At 67.6% G+C, this 16,651-nt stretch carries 13 protein-coding genes; 9 read left to right on the top strand and 4 right to left on the bottom strand.

Features of this window, described 5'->3' with window-relative positions:
* Positions 1-30 precede the first annotated feature (30 nt).
* The 3 genes from pstA to QE389_RS00695 all read right to left on the bottom strand — a co-directional run bounded on the left by pstA (position 31) and on the right by QE389_RS00695 (position 4,222).
* Complete coding sequence (gene pstA, locus QE389_RS00705; RefSeq protein ID WP_307363693.1) at positions 31-1,335, bottom strand: phosphate ABC transporter permease PstA; 1,305 nt, start codon at positions 1,333-1,335, stop codon at positions 31-33.
* Positions 1,328-2,758 carry a phosphate ABC transporter permease subunit PstC gene (pstC, locus tag QE389_RS00700; RefSeq protein ID WP_307363691.1) on the bottom strand — a complete coding sequence of 477 codons (1,431 nt, stop codon included), beginning with the start codon at positions 2,756-2,758 and terminating at the stop codon, positions 1,328-1,330. Before pstC ends, pstA begins: the two co-directional genes overlap by 8 nt.
* A 138-nt stretch (positions 2,759-2,896) precedes the next feature.
* Positions 2,897-4,222 carry a sensor histidine kinase gene (locus tag QE389_RS00695; RefSeq protein WP_373458281.1) on the bottom strand — a complete coding sequence of 442 codons (1,326 nt, stop codon included), beginning with the start codon at positions 4,220-4,222 and terminating at the stop codon, positions 2,897-2,899.
* Between the two features lie 216 nt (positions 4,223-4,438).
* On the opposite strand from QE389_RS00695, the gene QE389_RS00690 reads away from it, so the two are divergent.
* From QE389_RS00690 to ychF, 8 genes are all read left to right on the top strand, one after another.
* The gene (locus QE389_RS00690; RefSeq protein ID WP_373458280.1) at positions 4,439-6,775 is read left to right on the top strand and encodes an ATP-binding protein; all 2,337 of its coding nucleotides are present in this window, start codon (positions 4,439-4,441) and stop codon (positions 6,773-6,775) included.
* Between the two features lie 140 nt (positions 6,776-6,915).
* Positions 6,916-7,521, top strand: coding sequence for a 50S ribosomal protein L25/general stress protein Ctc (locus tag QE389_RS00685; protein WP_307363686.1), 606 nt, complete (start codon positions 6,916-6,918; stop codon positions 7,519-7,521).
* 86 nt (positions 7,522-7,607) lie between these two features.
* Positions 7,608-8,216, top strand: coding sequence for an aminoacyl-tRNA hydrolase (gene pth / locus QE389_RS00680; RefSeq protein ID WP_307363684.1), 609 nt, complete (start codon positions 7,608-7,610; stop codon positions 8,214-8,216).
* A 49-nt stretch (positions 8,217-8,265) separates the two neighbouring features.
* Complete coding sequence (locus QE389_RS00675) at positions 8,266-8,652, top strand: DUF2946 family protein (protein WP_307363682.1); 387 nt, start codon at positions 8,266-8,268, stop codon at positions 8,650-8,652.
* A 65-nt stretch (positions 8,653-8,717) separates the two neighbouring features.
* The gene (locus QE389_RS00670; protein WP_307363681.1) at positions 8,718-10,781 is read left to right on the top strand and encodes a TonB-dependent receptor domain-containing protein; all 2,064 of its coding nucleotides are present in this window, start codon (positions 8,718-8,720) and stop codon (positions 10,779-10,781) included.
* Positions 10,781-12,136, top strand: coding sequence for a PepSY domain-containing protein (locus tag QE389_RS00665; protein ID WP_307363679.1), 1,356 nt, complete (start codon positions 10,781-10,783; stop codon positions 12,134-12,136). Before QE389_RS00670 ends, QE389_RS00665 begins: the two co-directional genes overlap by 1 nt.
* Positions 12,137-12,150: 14 nt before the next feature.
* Positions 12,151-12,633 (top strand): copper chaperone PCu(A)C, encoded by a 483-nt coding sequence (locus QE389_RS00660; RefSeq protein ID WP_307363677.1) that lies wholly within the window; start codon positions 12,151-12,153, stop codon positions 12,631-12,633.
* 68 nt (positions 12,634-12,701) lie between these two features.
* Entirely contained in the window at positions 12,702-13,796 is a 1,095-nt protein-coding gene (gene ychF, locus QE389_RS00655; protein WP_307363675.1) for a redox-regulated ATPase YchF, read from the top strand.
* Here the strand turns inward: ychF and QE389_RS00650 are convergent.
* A complete protein-coding gene (locus tag QE389_RS00650; protein WP_307363673.1) occupies positions 13,793-14,299 on the bottom strand; it encodes a hypothetical protein in 507 nt (168 codons plus the stop codon). The genes ychF and QE389_RS00650 overlap by 4 nt on opposite strands.
* A gap of 109 nt (positions 14,300-14,408) precedes the next feature.
* On the opposite strand from QE389_RS00650, the gene QE389_RS00645 reads away from it, so the two are divergent.
* Entirely contained in the window at positions 14,409-16,616 is a 2,208-nt protein-coding gene (locus QE389_RS00645) for a TonB-dependent hemoglobin/transferrin/lactoferrin family receptor (RefSeq protein WP_307363671.1), read from the top strand.
* Positions 16,617-16,651: the final 35 nt, after the last annotated feature.

Raw genomic sequence — 16,651 nt, 5'->3', positions numbered from 1 at the left:
GCAGAGCGGAAGATACGGAATTTCATTCTCTTACCACCGGCGCTCGAAGCGCCGCCTCAGGATGATGGCCGCCGCGTTCATGACGATCATGAAGACCAGAAGGACGATGATCGCCGCAGCGGTGCGTTCGTGGAACGCCCGCTCCGAGGCGTTCTCCCAGATATAGATCAGCGAGGGCAGCGCCCCGACCGGCTGGTCGATGGCGTGCGGCACGCCCGGCACGAAGCTGACCATGCCGATCAGCAGAAGGGGCGCCGTCTCGCCCAGGGCGTGAGCCATGGAGATGATGGCGCCGGTCATGACGCCGGGCATGGCCAGCGGCAGGACGTGACTGAACACCGTCTGGGTGCGCGAGGCGCCCATGGCCAGGGCCGCCTCGCGGATCGAGGGGGGCACCGCCTTCAGCGAGGAGCGGGTGGCGATGACCAGGGTAGGCAAGGCCATCAGCGCCAGAACCAGACCGCCGACGATCGGACTGGCGCGCGGCAGGTGCATCCAGTTGATGAACAGGGCCAGACCCAGGAGACCGTAAACAATGGAGGGCACGGCGGCCAGGTTGTTGATGTTGACCTCGATGATGTCGGTCAGCCTGTTCTTGGGCGCGAACTCCTCCAGCCAGATGGCCGCGCCGACGCCCAGGGGGATGGCGATCAGGGCCGTCACCAGGAGCATCAGGGCCGAGCCGACCACCGCGCCCAGCACGCCCGCCATCTCGGGCTGGGTGGAATCGCCCTGGGTGAACAGGACGGTGTTGAAGTGGGCGCCGATCACCCCCTCGGCCTTCATCCGTTCCAGCCAGGCGATCTGCTGGTCCGTCAGGCGGCGTTGATCCTCGGGCGTCGCCTTTGAGATTTCGCCCTTCAGGAACAGGTCTGCATCGTCCGACAGGGGCACGGCCAACGGCACGGTCTGGCCGATGACGTCGGGCCGCTTGGCCACCAGTGCGGCGGCCGTGAACTTCAGTTCGGACGAGAAGAGCCGCTTCATCTGGGCGGCCCGGGTCCCGGCCGCGTCGTCGGCGATCCCCCAGCGGGTCAGCTCCTGCTCGGCGGCCAACTGCTCGAAGTTGGAGCCTTGCGGATAGGCGCGGTCGATCCGCGCCGGGTCCATATAGACCGGGATGGTCACGGTGTGGGCGTAGAAGGCCGTGTGCCCCTGCTCCACGATGCGGATCAACAGGATAGCCAGAAAGACCATGGCCGCGCCGATGGCCAGGCGGCCATACCATTTGAACCGGGCCTCGCGCGCATGGCGGCGTTTCAGGCCCGCGCGCAGTCGCGCCAGCCGATCGGCGTCCGCCGCGCCGACGATCTGGTCGGGGGTCGCGTCAGTCATATTGTTCCCGATAGGTCTGGACGATCCGGTGGGCGACGATGTTCAGCATCAGCGTCACTAGGAACAAGGTCAGGCCAAGACCGAAGGCCGACAGCGTCTTGGCGCTGTTGAACTCCTGGTCGCCGGTCAGAAGGGTCACGATCTGGACCGTGACGGTCGTGACCGTGTCCAGCGGATTGAAGGTGAGATTGGCGGCCAGGCCCGCGGCCATGGTCACGATCATGGTCTCGCCGATGGCGCGCGACATGGCCAGCAGCAGGGCCCCGGCGATGCCCGGCAGTGCGGCGGGCAGCAGGACGCGCTTGACCGTTTCGGACTTGGTGGCGCCCATGGCCGAAGAGCCGTCGCGCAGCGACTGGGGCACGGCGTTCAGGATATCGTCCGACAGGGATGAAACGAAGGGAATCAGCATGATGCCCATCACCGCCCCGGCGGTCAGGGCCATCTGGTTCTGCACCAGGGCCAGATATTGGCCCAGGCCGTCCAGCGGACCGCCGATCAGGAACAGGCCGATCTCGTTGAAGAAGACCCGCAGGAACGGCCCGACGGTCAGGGCGGCGAAGAAGCCGTAAACCACGGTCGGCACCCCGGCCAGGATCTCCAGCAGCGGCTTGACCACCGCGCGCATGCCGCGCCCGGAGTATTCCGACAGATAGATGGCCGACAGCAGACCGATGGGCGCGGCCACGCACATGGCGATGACCATGATCAGCAGGGTGCCCGCGAACAGGGGCACGGCGCCGAACGCGCCGGAAGAACCCACCTGATCGGCGCGGATGGCGATCTGCGGGCTCCACTGCGTGCCGAACAGGAAGTCGAAGACCGGCACCTTCTGGAAGAAGCGGAAGGAATCGAAGGCCAGGGAGGCGATGATGCCGATGGTGGTCAGGACCGCGATGGCCGAACAGACGAACAGGGCGCCGTAGATCCAGCCCTCCACGCGATTGCGAGCGCGGGTCTTGGGCTTGATCTGGGTCATGGCGAACAGACCGCCAAGGATCGCGGCCAGCAAGGCGGCGACGGCCCCGCCCCACTGCAGGGTGCGTTCGATACCCACCATGCGACGCGCCTCGACCGGCAACTGCTCGGCCAGGGGGCGCTCCCAGATCTGCAGGGCCTGCTCTCCCCGACCGACGCGGTGGGCGTCGGCGAAGAAGGCGTCGCGGCGGAAGGGCTCCAGCGCCGAAACGGCGGCAGGCGTGCCGACGACGGTTAGACGACGCTCCAGCGGCGTCGAGAAGACGGACGCCAGGATCAGCATCAGCAGGGCGGGCGCGGCGACCCAGATCAGGGCGTAGGCCCCGTGCTGGCCGGGGCGAGAGTGGGGCTTGGCCCCGACCGAACGCCGACGCGCCAGGTTGCGACCGCCCAGATAGGCGGCGACGCCGAGGGCGGCGAGGATCAGCAGAAAAATCCAGATCATCCGGGGTCCGAGAGCGGCTGGCGCGAATCGACAGGGTCCGGATCACCGGGGGTCCCGCCGTGGCGCGACTACTGCCCGCGAATGGTCAGCGGATTAAGACGGATAAATGACAGTTCGGTAACAGCGACGCCAGACACGTCAACGCAGGTCGCGGCGCTCCACCACCATGGGGAACCAGGCGGTGAAGGCGGCGCCGTCGCCGGGCGCGCTTTCAACCATCAGACCGCCCTGGTGGCGGTTGACGATGTGTTTGACGATGGCCAGGCCCAGGCCCGTTCCCTGCCGTTCGCCGCTCTTCTGCCCCTCGACGCGATAGAAGCGTTCGGTCAGACGCGGCAGATGTTCGCGCGCCATGCCGGGGCCGTGGTCGCGCACGGTGACGGCGGCATAGACGATGTCCGTACTGCGGTCCGGCGTGACCAATGGCAGGCGCGTCGCGCCGGGCACGCGCGCGGCCGAGACCTGATCGAACGTCAGATCCGAACGGACGACGATCTCCACCGTCCCGCCTGACGGCGAATATTTCACCGCATTGTCCAGCAGGTTCTGAACCACCTGAAGGATTTCATCCCGATCGCCGCTGACCGAGGCGCGCGCCTCGCCCTGATCCAGTTTTACGGTGACGTCCCTGGCCTGGGTCAGGACGCTGACGGCGTCGACCACGTCGGCGGCGGCGCGGTCCAGATCGACGCGCCCGGACGGCGGAATATGTTCGTTCAGTTCGATGCGGCTGAGCGACAGCAGGTCGGCGACCAGTCGGCTCATGCGGTCGGCCTGGGCCCCCATGATGTCGAGGAAACGGTCGCGGGCGGCCACGTCCTCGCGCGCATGGCCTTTCAAAGTCTCGATAAAGCCGCTCAGCGAGGCCAGGGGCGTGCGCAGTTCGTGGCTGGCGTTGGCCAGGAAATCGACCCGCATCATTTCGATGCGACGGGCGTCCGTCTCGTCGCGCAGGACGATCAGGGCTAGGTCCTGCCCCTGGGCGGTCTGTCCTGCCTCGGCAGGCAGCGGCCGGGTCCAGGCGCGCCAGCGACGATCCCGCTGGCCCCCGGTCGTATAGTCGGTGGTGCGCGACACACCGCCGAACAGGGCCTCGTCCACCGCTTCCAGAACGCCCGGCTCGCGGATCACCTGAACCAGCAGGGCGCCCTGACGCTGGATGCGCAGCAGATCACGGGCGGCGGCGTTGGCCATTACAATCCTCCGTCCGGCGATGTCGTCGGGCTCTCCCCCGCTGACAACCAGCAGCGGATCGTCGATACTCTCGAATACGCGGTCCAGAAGCGCGCCCGTCGACGTTTCCGGATCGGGCGCGGCGGGAGATCGAGCGGGCGCCGTGTCGCCGCCGCGCAGCGGCGCGTTCAGCACCCAGGCCGTGGCCCCGACCAGCAGGGCGCCGCCCAACAGCCAGGGCGACAGATCCGGGTGAACGAAGGCCAGCACCGTCAGCACCAGAATGGCCATTCCGATGCTGCCCCCCGTCGTCCAAAACCGCGAGGTCGAGATCGGCGCGACCGGCGAGGGTGCGATTTCGTAAGGCATGCCTGGAGAAGACCGAGAGACGTGGGGACGCCTGATCCTTGCACGGATTTTGTGACGGCGCGCCGACAACCCACGACGGGAAAGCTTGCACCGCACATTTTCTTTAGAACTTTCTGGGATCGTCACACCTGAAAAGGGATGACCGTGAACAGCATTATTTCCTGCATCACACGCGAGCATGATTGGCGCGTCACTCTGATCGCCGCCTTGATCTGCTTCGTCGGCCTGGGGGCGTCCACCTTCCTCATGGAGCGCACCGGGTCGAACGATTCGGCCAAACGTCTGAGATTCGTCGCCATCGGCTCGATCATGGCGGCCCTTGCGATCTGGGCGACGCACTACACCGCCATGCAGGGTTTCGTGGCGGGCGTGCCTGTCCGCTACGATCCGGTTCTGACGGCGGCGTCCTTGGCGATCATCCTGGCCACCGTAGGGCTGACCGTCGGCGCGACCCTGATCGGCAAGGGGCGCCTGTGGCGCGGACTGGTCGCCCTGATCGCCGTCAGCGGCGTCGGCGCCATGCATTATCTCGGCATGGCCGCCATTCGAGGTCCGGCCCAGATCAGTTGGAACCCAACGCTTGTCGCCGCATCCCTGGTCCTGGCCGCCGCCATGGGCGTTACGACCGCCTTCTTCTATCGCCGAGGCGGCCTGGGCCGGCTCGGCGTGACCGCCGGCGGCCTGTCGCTGACCGTGCTGACGCTTCACTTCGTCGGCATGTCGGCCATTGTCCTGACGCCGGATCCTACGGTCGTGGCCTATCAAGGGCTGTCGGAGGGGGCGCTTCGGCTTCTGCTGGCCGCTGTGCTTCTGCTGATCGGCGTGGGCGGCGCAGCCTTGGGCGCCATGGCCTATATGGCGCGGGCGACCGCTCTGGGGCGCATCCGCGAAGCCGTCGACGCCATGCCGGACGGGCTGGGATTCTACGATTCCAGGGATCGACTGGTCCTGTGGAACGCCCGCTACGCCGAGGCGAACCCCGAGCTTCAACCCCACCTCGCCATCGGATTGACCTTCAGCCAGGCGCTGCGGATCGGTTTGTCGAAAGGCTGCTACGCAAACGCCCTGGGCCGTGAGGAAGCGTGGCTGGCCGAAAGGCTGGAAGCCCGTCGCAACTTGTCCGCCGACATCGAACAGCGCCTCAGCGACGGACGCTGGTTGCGCATTCAGGACCGGCGCACCTCCGAGGGCGGCACCGTCACCGTGTGCACCGATATCACCGCCCTGAAACGCGACGCCGAGGCCCTGGCGGAAGCGCGCGACGCGGCCCAGGCCGCCAATATCGCCAAAAGCCAGTTTCTGGCCAATATGAGCCACGAGATCCGCACCCCCCTGAACGGGGTGATCGGCCTGTCCCAGGCGCTGGCGAAGACCGAACTGTCCGTCGAACAGCGTGAAATGCTGGATCTGATGCAGGCGTCGGGGCGCACCCTTCAGACCCTGCTCAGCGACATACTGGACCTGGCGCGGGTCGAATCGGGCAAGCTGGAGCTGAACGAGGACGCCTTCGACCTGACGCAGACGGTGCGCGAGGCGGCCCAACTGTACCTGCCCAACGCCAGCGAGAAGAACCTGGCCCTCCATGTCGATCTGGCGCTGAGCGACGACCTGTGGGTGCGCGGCGACGCGGTGCGGCTGAAGCAGATTCTGACCAATCTGATCTCCAACGCGGTCAAGTTCACCAGCAAGGGCTTCGTCGGCCTGACCGTCCAGCGCACCCAGTCGGCCGATGGCGCGCCTTGGCTGCAGTTCACGGTGGAGGACACGGGCATCGGATTCGACGCGGCCACGCGGGACCGTCTGTTCAGCCGATTCGAACAGGCGGACGGCGGCATAACCCGCAAGTTCGGCGGATCGGGCCTGGGCCTGTCCATCTGTCGCCAACTGGCCGAGATGATGGGCGGGCGGCTGGATTGCGAGAGCGAGCCGGGCTGCGGCGCAGCCTTTATCCTGAGCCTTCCCCTGGTCGAATGCGCCGCTCCGTCCGCCAGGACCCAGCCGGCGAAACCCCAGGGCGAGACGCCGACGGGCGAGGCCCCTGCCCCGTCCCCCGCCGGCGGAACGGTCCAGGCCCGCGACCTGCGAGTGCTGGTCGCCGACGACCACCCCACCAACCGCCGCGTGATCGAACTGATTCTGGCCCAGGCCCCGGTTCAGGTGGTGATCGCCGAAAACGGGGCCGAGGCGGTCGAGGCGTTCCGCACCCAGGACTTCGATCTGGTGCTGATGGACATGCAGATGCCGGTCATGGACGGCCTGACCGCGACCCAGGAAATCCGTCTGCACGAAGCGGCGACCGGCGGGGCGCGCACGCCCGTGGTCATGCTGACCGCCAACGCGATGCCCGACCATGTTGCGGCGGGACGGGCGGCCGGCGCGGACCATCATCTGGCCAAACCGTTCAACGCCGCCGAGCTTCTGGCCATCGTGACCGATCCCGGCGCCCTGCTGCAGGACGAAGCCGTCGCGGCCTAGATCGATGTGTGGGCGCCAAGGCGGTTGCGCCATGGGTTCGATGCGTGTAATAGCCCGCGCTCTTGAATTCGAGGGTTCATGACCCCGCCGCGCGGGCCCAGGGTTGGCGCGGCGTTTCCGTTGTTGTTGAGGCGAGCCACATGGCCGAGATCATTCTGAACGTGGACGTCCGCGAAGGCGTCGGCACCGGCAGCGCCCGCGCTGCGCGTCGCGGCGGTTTCGTGCCGGGCGTCCTGTACGGCGGCGACAAGGCCCCCGTCGCCATTTCGGTGAACGAGAAGGACTTCCGCAAGTCGCTCTATACCGGCAAGCTGCTGGGCCACCTGGTGACGCTGAAGTACGGCGAAGAGACCCAGCCGGTCATCGCCAAGTCGGTCCAGTTCGACCCGGTGTCGGACCGCCCGATGCATTTCGACCTGATGCGCGTCGATGAGAAGGCCCCGATCAAGATCGAGGTGCCGGTTCACTTCCTGCACGCCGACGAAGCGCCCTTCGCCCGCCAGGGCGGCTCGCTGGAAGTCGTGCGCCACACGGTCGAGATTTCGGTCCGCGCCGACCAGATCCCCGAGGAACTGGTCGTCGATCTGGCCAAGGCCCAGCTGGGCGACACTCTCCGCATATCGGACATCAAGCTGCCCAAGGGCGCCGAGCCGACCATCACCGACCGCGACTTCGTGATCGCCACGATCAAGGTCTCGTCGGCCGCCCTGTCGGAAGCCGCCGACGAAGCCGCCCCCGAAGCGTAAGCCTCGCTGCAGCGACGAAGATCAGGCCCCGCCCGGTTCGCCCGGCGGGGCTTTTCTTTGCCCGATCCACGCGGCATGAGGACGTCATGATCATCATCGCTGGGCTCGGCAATCCGGGCGCGAAATACGAAAAGAACCGCCACAACATCGGCTTCATGGCCGCCGACGAGATCGCGCGTCGCTGGCGCTTCGGCCCCGAGCGCGCCAAATTCCAGTCCGTCGTGTCCGAGGGCGAGGTCGAGGGAACCAGGATAATGCTGATGAAGCCCCAGACCTATATGAACGAAAGCGGTCGTGCGGTCGGCGAGGCGGCGCGCTTCTACAAGATCAAGCCCAGCGAGATCATCGTCTTCCATGACGAGATCGACCTGGCGCCCGGCCGTTTCCGCATGAAGACCGGCGGCGGCGCGGCCGGGCAGAACGGCGTTCGCAGCCTGATCAGCCATGTGGGCGCCGATTTCCGCCGCGCCCGCATGGGGGTCGGCCATCCGGGCGAAAGCCATCTGGTCATGCCCCATGTCCTGGGCGACTTCCACAAGGCGGAACAGCCCTGGCTGAACGCCCTGCTCCAAGCCTGCGCCGACGCCCTGCCTTTCGCCGTGGCGGGCGACGACGAACGCTACCAGGGCGAAGTCATGCGCCTGGCCCCCGCCCCCAAGTTCAGCCCCCGCCAGGCGGCGCGCGGCGCGCCTTAAGACAAACCGCCGCCTATCGCGGCGTCGCAAAACGCCGTAGAGGCGAGGCGTGACCCGCGCCCAGGCCGACAACTGGTCGATTTCGAAATCGCTCGCCTTCCTGGCGGCGGTGTTCGCGCTTGTGCTTGGAACCTTGCTGCCGTTCGCGGCGCTGGCGGCGGTCCAGCCGGGTCATCCGCTGGTCATCTGTTCGGCCGAGGGACCGCAGACAATCCAGTCGGGCGGCGCGGACGGTCCGGTCGACAAGCATGTGGGGGCCAAGTGCGCCGCCTGCGTCACGCCTGCGCCCGCCGTCCTGCCCGCCCCGCCGACGCCTGAACCCGCGCGAACAATTCGCGCCTATAGCGCCGTCGTCTATGCGCCTTTCGGCGTCGGCCCGCCGCCGCCCGTCCGCGCGCCGCCGCGCCCGCCGTCCACCGCGCCGCCCCACGCCTGAAACCAGACCCATCCCGCGACCGGCCCGCGCCGGCGGCGCCCGATTCTCTGATTTCAGGACCTTCAATGCCTCTCAAGACTTCTTCTGCGCCGTGCGCGCTGCTGCTGGCCGCCCTGGCTGCGCCCGCGTGGGCGCAGACCGCCGCCCCGACCCAGATCGACAGCGTCATCGTCACCGCTCGGCGCAACGCCTATGACCCGCCCGTCGTCGCCGAAGCGCGCGCCCGATTGAGCCGCACGCCGGGCGCGGTCGCCGTGATCTCGGCTGAATCCTACGCCGACCGCTATGCGCCCAACCTGGCCGACGTGCTGCGCGATGCGCCCGGCGTCTATGCCCAGAAGAAATGGGGCGGCGACATCCGACTGTCGATCCGCGGGTCCGGCATCGGCAATGCGAGCCATAATCGCGGGGTCCTGCTGGCCCAGGACGGCGTGCCGTTCAACGAGGCCGACGGCTTCGGCGACTTCCAGCTGATCGACCCGCTGATCGCGCGCTACACCGAGGTCTATAAGGGAGGCAACGCCCTGCGGTTTGGCGGAGCCTTGCTGGGCGGGGCGGTCAATCTGGTCACACCCAGCGGCCGGACGGCGGCGTCGAACCTGAGCCTGCGTCTGGACGGGGGTTCGTTCGGGACCGTGCGCGCCCATGCCGAGACGGCGGCCGTCAAGGGAGACTGGGACGGTTTCGCCGCCGTCACGGGCCAGAGCGTGGATGGCTGGCGCCGACAGAGCGAAGGCAAGTCCCTGCACCTGTCGGCCAACATCGGACGCCGCTTCGGCCAGGACCGAGAGGTGCGGCTGCTGGTCTCGGGCGGCGACATCCATCAGGAAATTCCCGGCAGCGTCAGCCTGTCGGACGCCCTGACCAACCCCCGAGCGGCCAACCTCGGCAACGTGACCCTGAACTATCAGCGCAACATGCAGTCGATCCGCGCCACGGTGCAGACGCGCTGGCGGCTGGATTCATCCACCGTCTTCGAGGGCGCCGTCTATGGAACCTGGAAGGATCTGGACCACCCCATCTTCCAGGTCATCGACCAGGAGAGCCGCAACCAGGGCGTCTTCGGTCGGTTCGACTGGCAGGGTCAGGTCTTCGGCCTGCGCGCCGACGCCTTCTACGGCGCCTGGTATCGCCAAGGCGATCTGGACGCCAAGCAATGGGGCAATCTGGCCGGACAGCACAACGGCCTGCGCGCCCGCAGCTTCCAAAACGCCAAGGGTCTGGACGTCTTCGGCGAGTGGCGGTTGTTCGTCAGCGACCGGCTGGCCCTGGTCGTGGGCGGAACCTGGGGTCGAGCCGAGCGAGACTATCGGAGCTATGCGGTTCCCGGCGTCGCGGGCACGTTCGATCTGAGCGTGGACAAGAGCTTCGACGGGTTCGCGCCCCGGGCCGGTCTGTTGTGGGAGGGCGAGGACGGCGCCCAAGTGTTCGCCAATGTCACCCGCTCGATCGAGCCGCCCAACTTTTCGGCCCTGTCGCCCAGCGCCGGCGGCTATCAGCCCCTGGTCCCGCAGGAGGCCGTGACCTGGGAAATCGGCACGCGCGGGCGTCGGGCGACCGTGACCTGGGACCTCGTCGCCTATCGCGCCGACCTGGAGCACGAACTGCTGAACTTTGCGGTCAACGCCGCCCTGGGCGTTCCGGCCGCCACCTTCAACGCCGGGCCGACGGTTCACCAGGGGATCGAGGCGGGGCTGGACTGGCGGATCGCGCCGCAATGGCGGCTGCGTCAGACCTACGCCCTTTCCGACTTCCACTTCGACGGAGACAAGGTTTACGGCGACGCAGACCTGCCGGTCGTGCCGCCGCACCTGTACCGGGCCGAACTGCGGTACGATGACCCGGCCGGCTGGTTCGTGGCGCCCGGCGTGGAGTGGTCGATCAAGGACGCCTGGGTCGATTACGCCAACACCCTGAAGGCGCCCGCCTATATGGTGGCGAACCTGAACATGGGCTGGGGCGTGCGGGGCGGCCTGACCGTCTTCGCCGACGTGCGCAACCTGTTCGACGAAGCCTTTGTCTCGAACTTCAGCGCCGTCACCGACGCCCGACGTCCTGGCGTCTCGACCGCCGTTTTCTTCCCCGGCGAAGGCCGCTCGGCCTATGTCGGCGTCAGGATGCGCTACTGATGACCGACCCGATCCACAGCACGGCGCCGGAAGACCTGTCCGGCGCCTATCGCGCCGTCTGGCGCTGGCATTTCTACGCCGGCGTGTTCGTCATGCCGTTCCTGATGCTGCTGGCCCTGACCGGTGCGATCTATCTGTTCAAGGACGAGATCGACCAGGCCGTCTATCGACCGATGATCCGGGTGGCGGATGCCCCCGGCGTCGTTTCGCCAGACGCCTGGCTGCCGGTCGCGGCCAAGGCGGGCCAGGGTCGCGTGGCCAATGTCCTGATCCCACGGCGCGGGGACGAGGCGGCGCGGGTGCGGGTCGATCGGCCGGACGGATCGCAGCGCACGGTCTTCGTCGATCCGCACACCGGGCGCGTGACCGGCGTGACCGCCTATGGCGGGGTGATGGAGACGGTCAAGACGATCCACAGTCTCAGCCTGTTCGGGTCTGCGATGAACCTGATGGTCGAGGTGGCGGCCGGCTGGGCCATCGTGCTGTTCGCCACCGGGATCTATCTATGGTGGCCCAGGAGGCGAAGGGTCGCCACCGTGACCCTGACGGCGACCGACATCCGGCGACGGCCGTTCTGGCGCGATCTTCACGCCCTGGTCGGCCTCTATGTCGGGGGGATCGTGCTGTTCTTGGCGGTGACGGGCATGCCGTGGTCGGCGGTCTGGGGCGATCAGGTTCTGGGCTTCGTCCGGGCGCAGGGCTGGGGGCGGCCGCCCGCCCCTGCGGCGGCCAAGGTCTGGAGCCACGCCGGTCATCACGACAGCCCTTCCGGCGTCGGCTGGACCATGGAGCACGCCGTCCTCTATGGCCGCACGGCCCACGACCCCAGCCTGGCGCGGGTGATGGCGGTCGCCGACGGCCAGGGACTGGCGCGTCCCTATGTGGTCAATGTTCCAAAGAGCCCGAACCTGGCCTGGACCGTCGCGCGCGTGACGCGCCAGGCCGAAGACGCCCGCACCCTGTATATCGACGGCCAGACCGGCGCGGTCCTGGCCGACGCCCGCTGGGCCCAGTTCGGCCTCGGCGCCAAGGCGTTCGAATGGGGCATCGCCGTGCACCAGGGGCTGCAGTACGGGCCGTTGAACCGCCTCGTCATGCTGGCGGGCTGTATCGGCGTCTGGCTGCTGGCGATCAGCGGGTTGATGATGTGGTGGAAGCGCCGACCGCCGCGCCTGTCGTCTCCAAGGTTGGGCGCGCCGCCCGCCCCGCCCGGCGCGCGGATCAGAACCGCCGTCCTGGGCATCGTCCTGCCGCTTTGCATCCTCTATCCTCTGACCGGCCTCAGCCTGCTGGCGGCCCTGCTGATCGACAGGATCGGCCAGGCCCTTCTGCGTCGCCGGACCGTCCCGTCTTGAAAGGATATCCCACGATGAAACCCCCTTTCCCCCTGGCCGCCCTGACCTTGACCTTGGCCGCCTGCGGTCAGCCAGGCCAGAAGGCCGAAACGTCCAAGGTCGCCACCGTCGCCGTGACCGACGCCTGGTGCCGCCCGACGCCGAACGGCGCCCAGGCCGGGGCCTGCTACGCCACCTTCCTGGCCTCGACCGACGACCGTCTGACAGGCGGGTCGAGCCCGGCCGCCGACCAGGTCCAGACCCACGAAATGAGCATGGCCGACGGCGTGATGCACATGGGCGAGCTGAAGGACGGCCTGCCCCTGCCCGCCGGCAAGGCCGTGACTTTGGCCCCCGGCGGCGCACATTTGATGCTGACGGGCCTGGCCCAGCCGCTGGTCGCGGGCCAGACCACGCCCCTGACGCTGAGGTTCGCCTCGGCGCCCTCGGTGACGGTTCAGGCCCAGATCCGCATGCCTTCGACGGGCGGGGCCGGCATGGCGCACGGCGGTCATTGACGCCTGTGAAGCGCGAGCCTGACAAACGGGTTCGAACCGGCTAAAGGCTCGCGCTCACGAGGAATCCCATGGCTCTTAAAGTCGCGATCGTCGGCCTGCCCAACGTCGGCAAGTCCACCCTGTTCAACGCCCTGACCAAGACGGCGGCGGCCCAGGCGGCCAACTATCCGTTCTGCACCATCGAGCCGAACACCGGCGACGTTGCGGTGCCCGAGCCGCGTCTGAACGCCTTGGCCGAGATCGCCGGCTCCAAGGAGATCATTCCCGCCCGCATCACCTTCGTCGATGTCGCTGGCCTGGTGCGCGGCGCGTCCAAGGGCGAGGGTCTGGGCAACCAGTTCCTGGCCAATATCCGCGATTGCGACGCCGTGGCCTTCGTCGCCCGCTGCTTCGTGGACGACGACATCACCCACGTCGAAAACCGCATCGATCCGATCGCCGATCTGGAGATCATCGAGACCGAACTGATGCTGGCCGATATGGAGAGCCTGGAGCGCCGCCGGCCCCAGTTGGAGAAACGCGCCAAGGGCGGCGACAAAGACTCGGCCCTGACGCTGAAGCTGGTCGATCTGGCCCTGGCCCAGCTGAACGCCGGCAAGCCCGCCCGCACGGCCGAGGTGTCCAAGGAAGACACCAAGGCGTGGCATATGCTGCAACTGCTGACCGCCCTGCCCGCCCTCTATGTCGCCAATGTCGAGGAAGGTTCGGCCGACAAGGGCAACGAGCTGTCGGACAAGGTCGCGGCCCGCGCGGCCCAGGACAACGCCAACTCGGTCGTGATCTCGGCGCAGATCGAGTCCGAGATAGCCGTGCTGGACGACGAGGAGCAGAAAGAGTTCCTTGAAACCCTGGGCCTGGAAGAACCCGGCCTGAACCGCCTGATCCGAGAAGCCTACAAGCTTTTGGGCCTGCAGACCTATTTCACGGTCGGGCCGAAGGAGGCCCGCGCCTGGACCATCAATGTCGGCGACACCGCGCCCCAGGCGGCGGGTGTCATCCACACCGACTTCGAGAAGGGCTTCATCCGCGCCGAAACCATCGCCTTCGACGATTTCGTGGCCCTGCGCGGCGAAGCCAAGGCGCGCGAGGCCGGCAAATTGCGCGCGGAAGGCAAGTCCTACGTCGTCAAGGACGGCGACGTGATGAACTTCCTGTTCAACTAAGCCCCGTCCTTCTTGATCAGCTCGGCCAGGGGATTGGCGGGGTCCGGCGCGCGCGGCGAGGCCGGACAGCGCGCCAGCTTCTCGATGGCCATGTTCCGATCAATATGGGTCATGGTCAGGACGTCGCCGTCCGTGGCCATATGCACCCGCTCGCGCGCGCCCGAAGCGCAGGCCAGGGTCGCCACATAGCCGCCCGGCGTCTCGTGGATTTCGGCCAGGTCGCAGACCTTCTGCGGCCCCTCATAGCGTAGCGGCGTGATGCGGACCGGGCCTTCCGCCGCGCCAGGAGCGGCCGCACACCAAGCCGGATTGGACGACCACACGCCCACGAAACTGGTCGGCCCGCGCGACGCCAGGGACGAGGGACCGCGCGCCTCCACGACCTGGCGCGCCTCGGGCGTCTGCAAGGGGCGGGCCGGATCGGTCGGCGGATTGACGTCATTTTGGCCGCACGCCCCCAGGACGGTCGCAAGGGCGCAGAGGGGAAGCAGAGCGGATTTCATCCCGCAGCAACGCCAGGGCCACGCTCAAGGTTCAACCGCACATCAAGTGCGGTTGATTCTGATAATCGTTCGCACTATTGAAGCCGCCTTCATTCATGCGGGGCCACTCATGCGCAACCATATCCTTCTCTGCACTGTCGCAGCTGCGGCGATGGCCGTCGCCTTCGTCGGCGCCCCGGCCCAGGCCGAAGCCCCGCAGGTGGCGCCGACCCAGGTCGATCCGGTCATCGTCATCGGAACCCGCTCGGAAAGGCTGGCGTCCCAGACCCCCGGCACGGTCAGCGTCATCACCGATGCGCAGATCGAGGCCACGCTGACGACCGACATCAAGGATCTGATCCGGTACGAGCCGGGGGTCAGCGTCCCCACCTCTCCCTCCCGATTCGGCCTGGCGCTGTCCGGCGTGGGCCGCGACGGAAATGCCGGCTTCACCATTCGCGGCATGGGCGGCGACCGTGTTCTGATCATCAACGACGGCGTTCGTCTGCCGGCAGGCTTCAGCTTCGGCGCCCAGGCGGTGGGGCGCGGCGGCTATAACGATCTGGACCTGATAAAGTCGGTCGAAATCCTGCGCGGCCCCGCCTCGGCCCTTTACGGCTCCGACGGAATCGCCGGCGCCGTGGCCTTCAAGACCAAGGATCCGAGCGATTTCCTGACCGGCGGTCAGGCTTTCGGGGCGCGCGCTCGCGTGGCGTACAACTCCGCCGATGAAGGCTGGACCGAGGGCCTGGCCTTCGCGGGCCGGTCGGGTTCGCTGTCGGGCCTGTTCGCCTACACCCGGCGTGACTATCAGGAGACCGAGAACAAGGGGTCGGTCGGCGGCGTGGGCGCCGCACGCACCGAAGCCAATCCGCAGGACTTCGCCAGCAACGCCTACCTGGGCAAGCTGGTGTGGCGGGCCGCGCCCAACCATCTGCTGCGTCTGACCTACGACCATCTCGATTCGGTCATGACCGGCGACGCCCTGAGCAGCCGTTCCTCGACGGTTCTATCCGTCACCGCCCACGACAAGACCCAGCGGGACCGCGTCAGCGGCGACTGGCGCTTCACCGACTTCGCCGGCCTGACCGATGGTTCGGTCAGCCTGTACTGGCAGGACTCCACGACCCGGCAATACACCTTTGAGGACCGCACACCGGCGGTGGACCGCGCACGCGACACCACCTTCGACAACGGCGTCTATGGCCTGGCCGCGCAAGGATCGCGGGTGTTCGGCGCAGGCGGCGCGGTCGAGCACCGCGTCACCTTCGGCGGCGACTGGTCCAAGACCACGCAGGAGGGGGTGCGCGACGGGATCACTCCGCCGGTCGGCGAAACCTTCCCCATCCGCGCCTTCCCCAAGACCGAGTTCCAGCTGGCCGGCCTGTTCGTCCAGGACGAGATCGAGATGCTGGGCGGCGCGCTGAGCATCATCCCCGCCGTGCGGTACGACTGGTACGACCTCTCGCCCAAGGTGGACGCCCAATTCCCGGCCGCCGCCTCGGGACAGAGCGACGACCACATTTCGCCCAAGCTGGGCGTCGTCTATTGGACGGGCGCGCACCTGGGGGTCTTCGCCAACTATGGCCTGGGCTTCCGCGCGCCGTCGCCGATGCAGGTGAACAACTATTTCGAGAACCCCGTCTACGGCTATCGCTCGATTCCCAATCCGAACCTGGCGCCGGAAACCAGCGAGAGCTTCGAGGCCGGTTTCCGCCTGCGCGACATCGACGTCGCGGGCGGCAAGATGCGGCTGAACACCACGGCCTTCGCCACCCACTATGACGACTTCATCGACCAGGTGGCGGTCGCCGGCAGCGGCATCCCCGGCATCGATCCCCTGGTCTATCAGTACGTCAACCTGACCGAGGTGGACATCCGGGGCCTGGAAGCGCGCGCCGACATCTATTGGGACAACGGCTTCAGCCTGATCGGCTCGGCCGCCTATGCCGAAGGCGAGCAGACAACCGGCGGCCGTCGCACCGAACTGGGCAGCGTCGATCCGGTGAAGGTCGTCGCCGGCCTGAACTACGCCGCGCCGTCGGGCGTATGGGGGGGATCAGCCACCGTCACCTGGTCGGGCAAGAAGGATCAGGCGACCTACAATCTGTCGTGCGGGACGACCTGCTATCTGGGCGACAGCTTCACCCTGGTGGACCTGACCGCCTACTGGAACGTGACGGAGCGGGCCACGCTGCGCGCCGGCGCCTTCAACGTCTTCGACGAGACCTATGGCTGGTGGAGCGACCTGCGGGGCCTGTCCGCCACCTCGACCGTCAAGGACGCCTACACCCAGCCGGGCCGCAATTTCGGCCTGTCCCTGACTCTGCGCCTGTAATCGCCATGACCGCCAAAGCTTCGAGAACACGCCCC

Source organism: Brevundimonas sp. SORGH_AS_0993, assembly GCF_030818545.1.
Classification (GTDB): domain Bacteria; phylum Pseudomonadota; class Alphaproteobacteria; order Caulobacterales; family Caulobacteraceae; genus Brevundimonas.
Note: the sequence above shows the minus strand (reverse complement) of the source record. Positions and strands in the feature narration are given on the sequence as shown.

Bases quoted from the DNA above. Each gene is read 5' to 3' on its own strand.
- pstA (WP_307363693.1), bottom strand. From the start codon at position 1,335: ATGACTGACGCGACCCCCGACCAGATCGTCGGCGCGGCGGACGCCGAT.
- pstC (WP_307363691.1), bottom strand. From the start codon at position 2,758: ATGATCTGGATTTTTCTGCTGATCCTCGCCGCCCTCGGCGTCGCCGCC.
- QE389_RS00695 (WP_373458281.1), bottom strand. From the start codon at position 4,222: ATGGCCATTCTGGTGCTGACGGTGCTGGCCTTCGTTCACCCGGATCTG.
- QE389_RS00690 (WP_373458280.1), top strand. From the start codon at position 4,439: ATGACCGTGAACAGCATTATTTCCTGCATCACACGCGAGCATGATTGG.
- QE389_RS00685 (WP_307363686.1), top strand. From the start codon at position 6,916: ATGGCCGAGATCATTCTGAACGTGGACGTCCGCGAAGGCGTCGGCACC.
- pth (WP_307363684.1), top strand. From the start codon at position 7,608: ATGATCATCATCGCTGGGCTCGGCAATCCGGGCGCGAAATACGAAAAG.
- QE389_RS00670 (WP_307363681.1), top strand. From the start codon at position 8,718: ATGCCTCTCAAGACTTCTTCTGCGCCGTGCGCGCTGCTGCTGGCCGCC.
- QE389_RS00665 (WP_307363679.1), top strand. From the start codon at position 10,781: ATGACCGACCCGATCCACAGCACGGCGCCGGAAGACCTGTCCGGCGCC.
- QE389_RS00660 (WP_307363677.1), top strand. From the start codon at position 12,151: ATGAAACCCCCTTTCCCCCTGGCCGCCCTGACCTTGACCTTGGCCGCC.
- ychF (WP_307363675.1), top strand. From the start codon at position 12,702: ATGGCTCTTAAAGTCGCGATCGTCGGCCTGCCCAACGTCGGCAAGTCC.
- QE389_RS00650 (WP_307363673.1), bottom strand. From the start codon at position 14,299: ATGAAATCCGCTCTGCTTCCCCTCTGCGCCCTTGCGACCGTCCTGGGG.
- QE389_RS00645 (WP_307363671.1), top strand. From the start codon at position 14,409: ATGCGCAACCATATCCTTCTCTGCACTGTCGCAGCTGCGGCGATGGCC.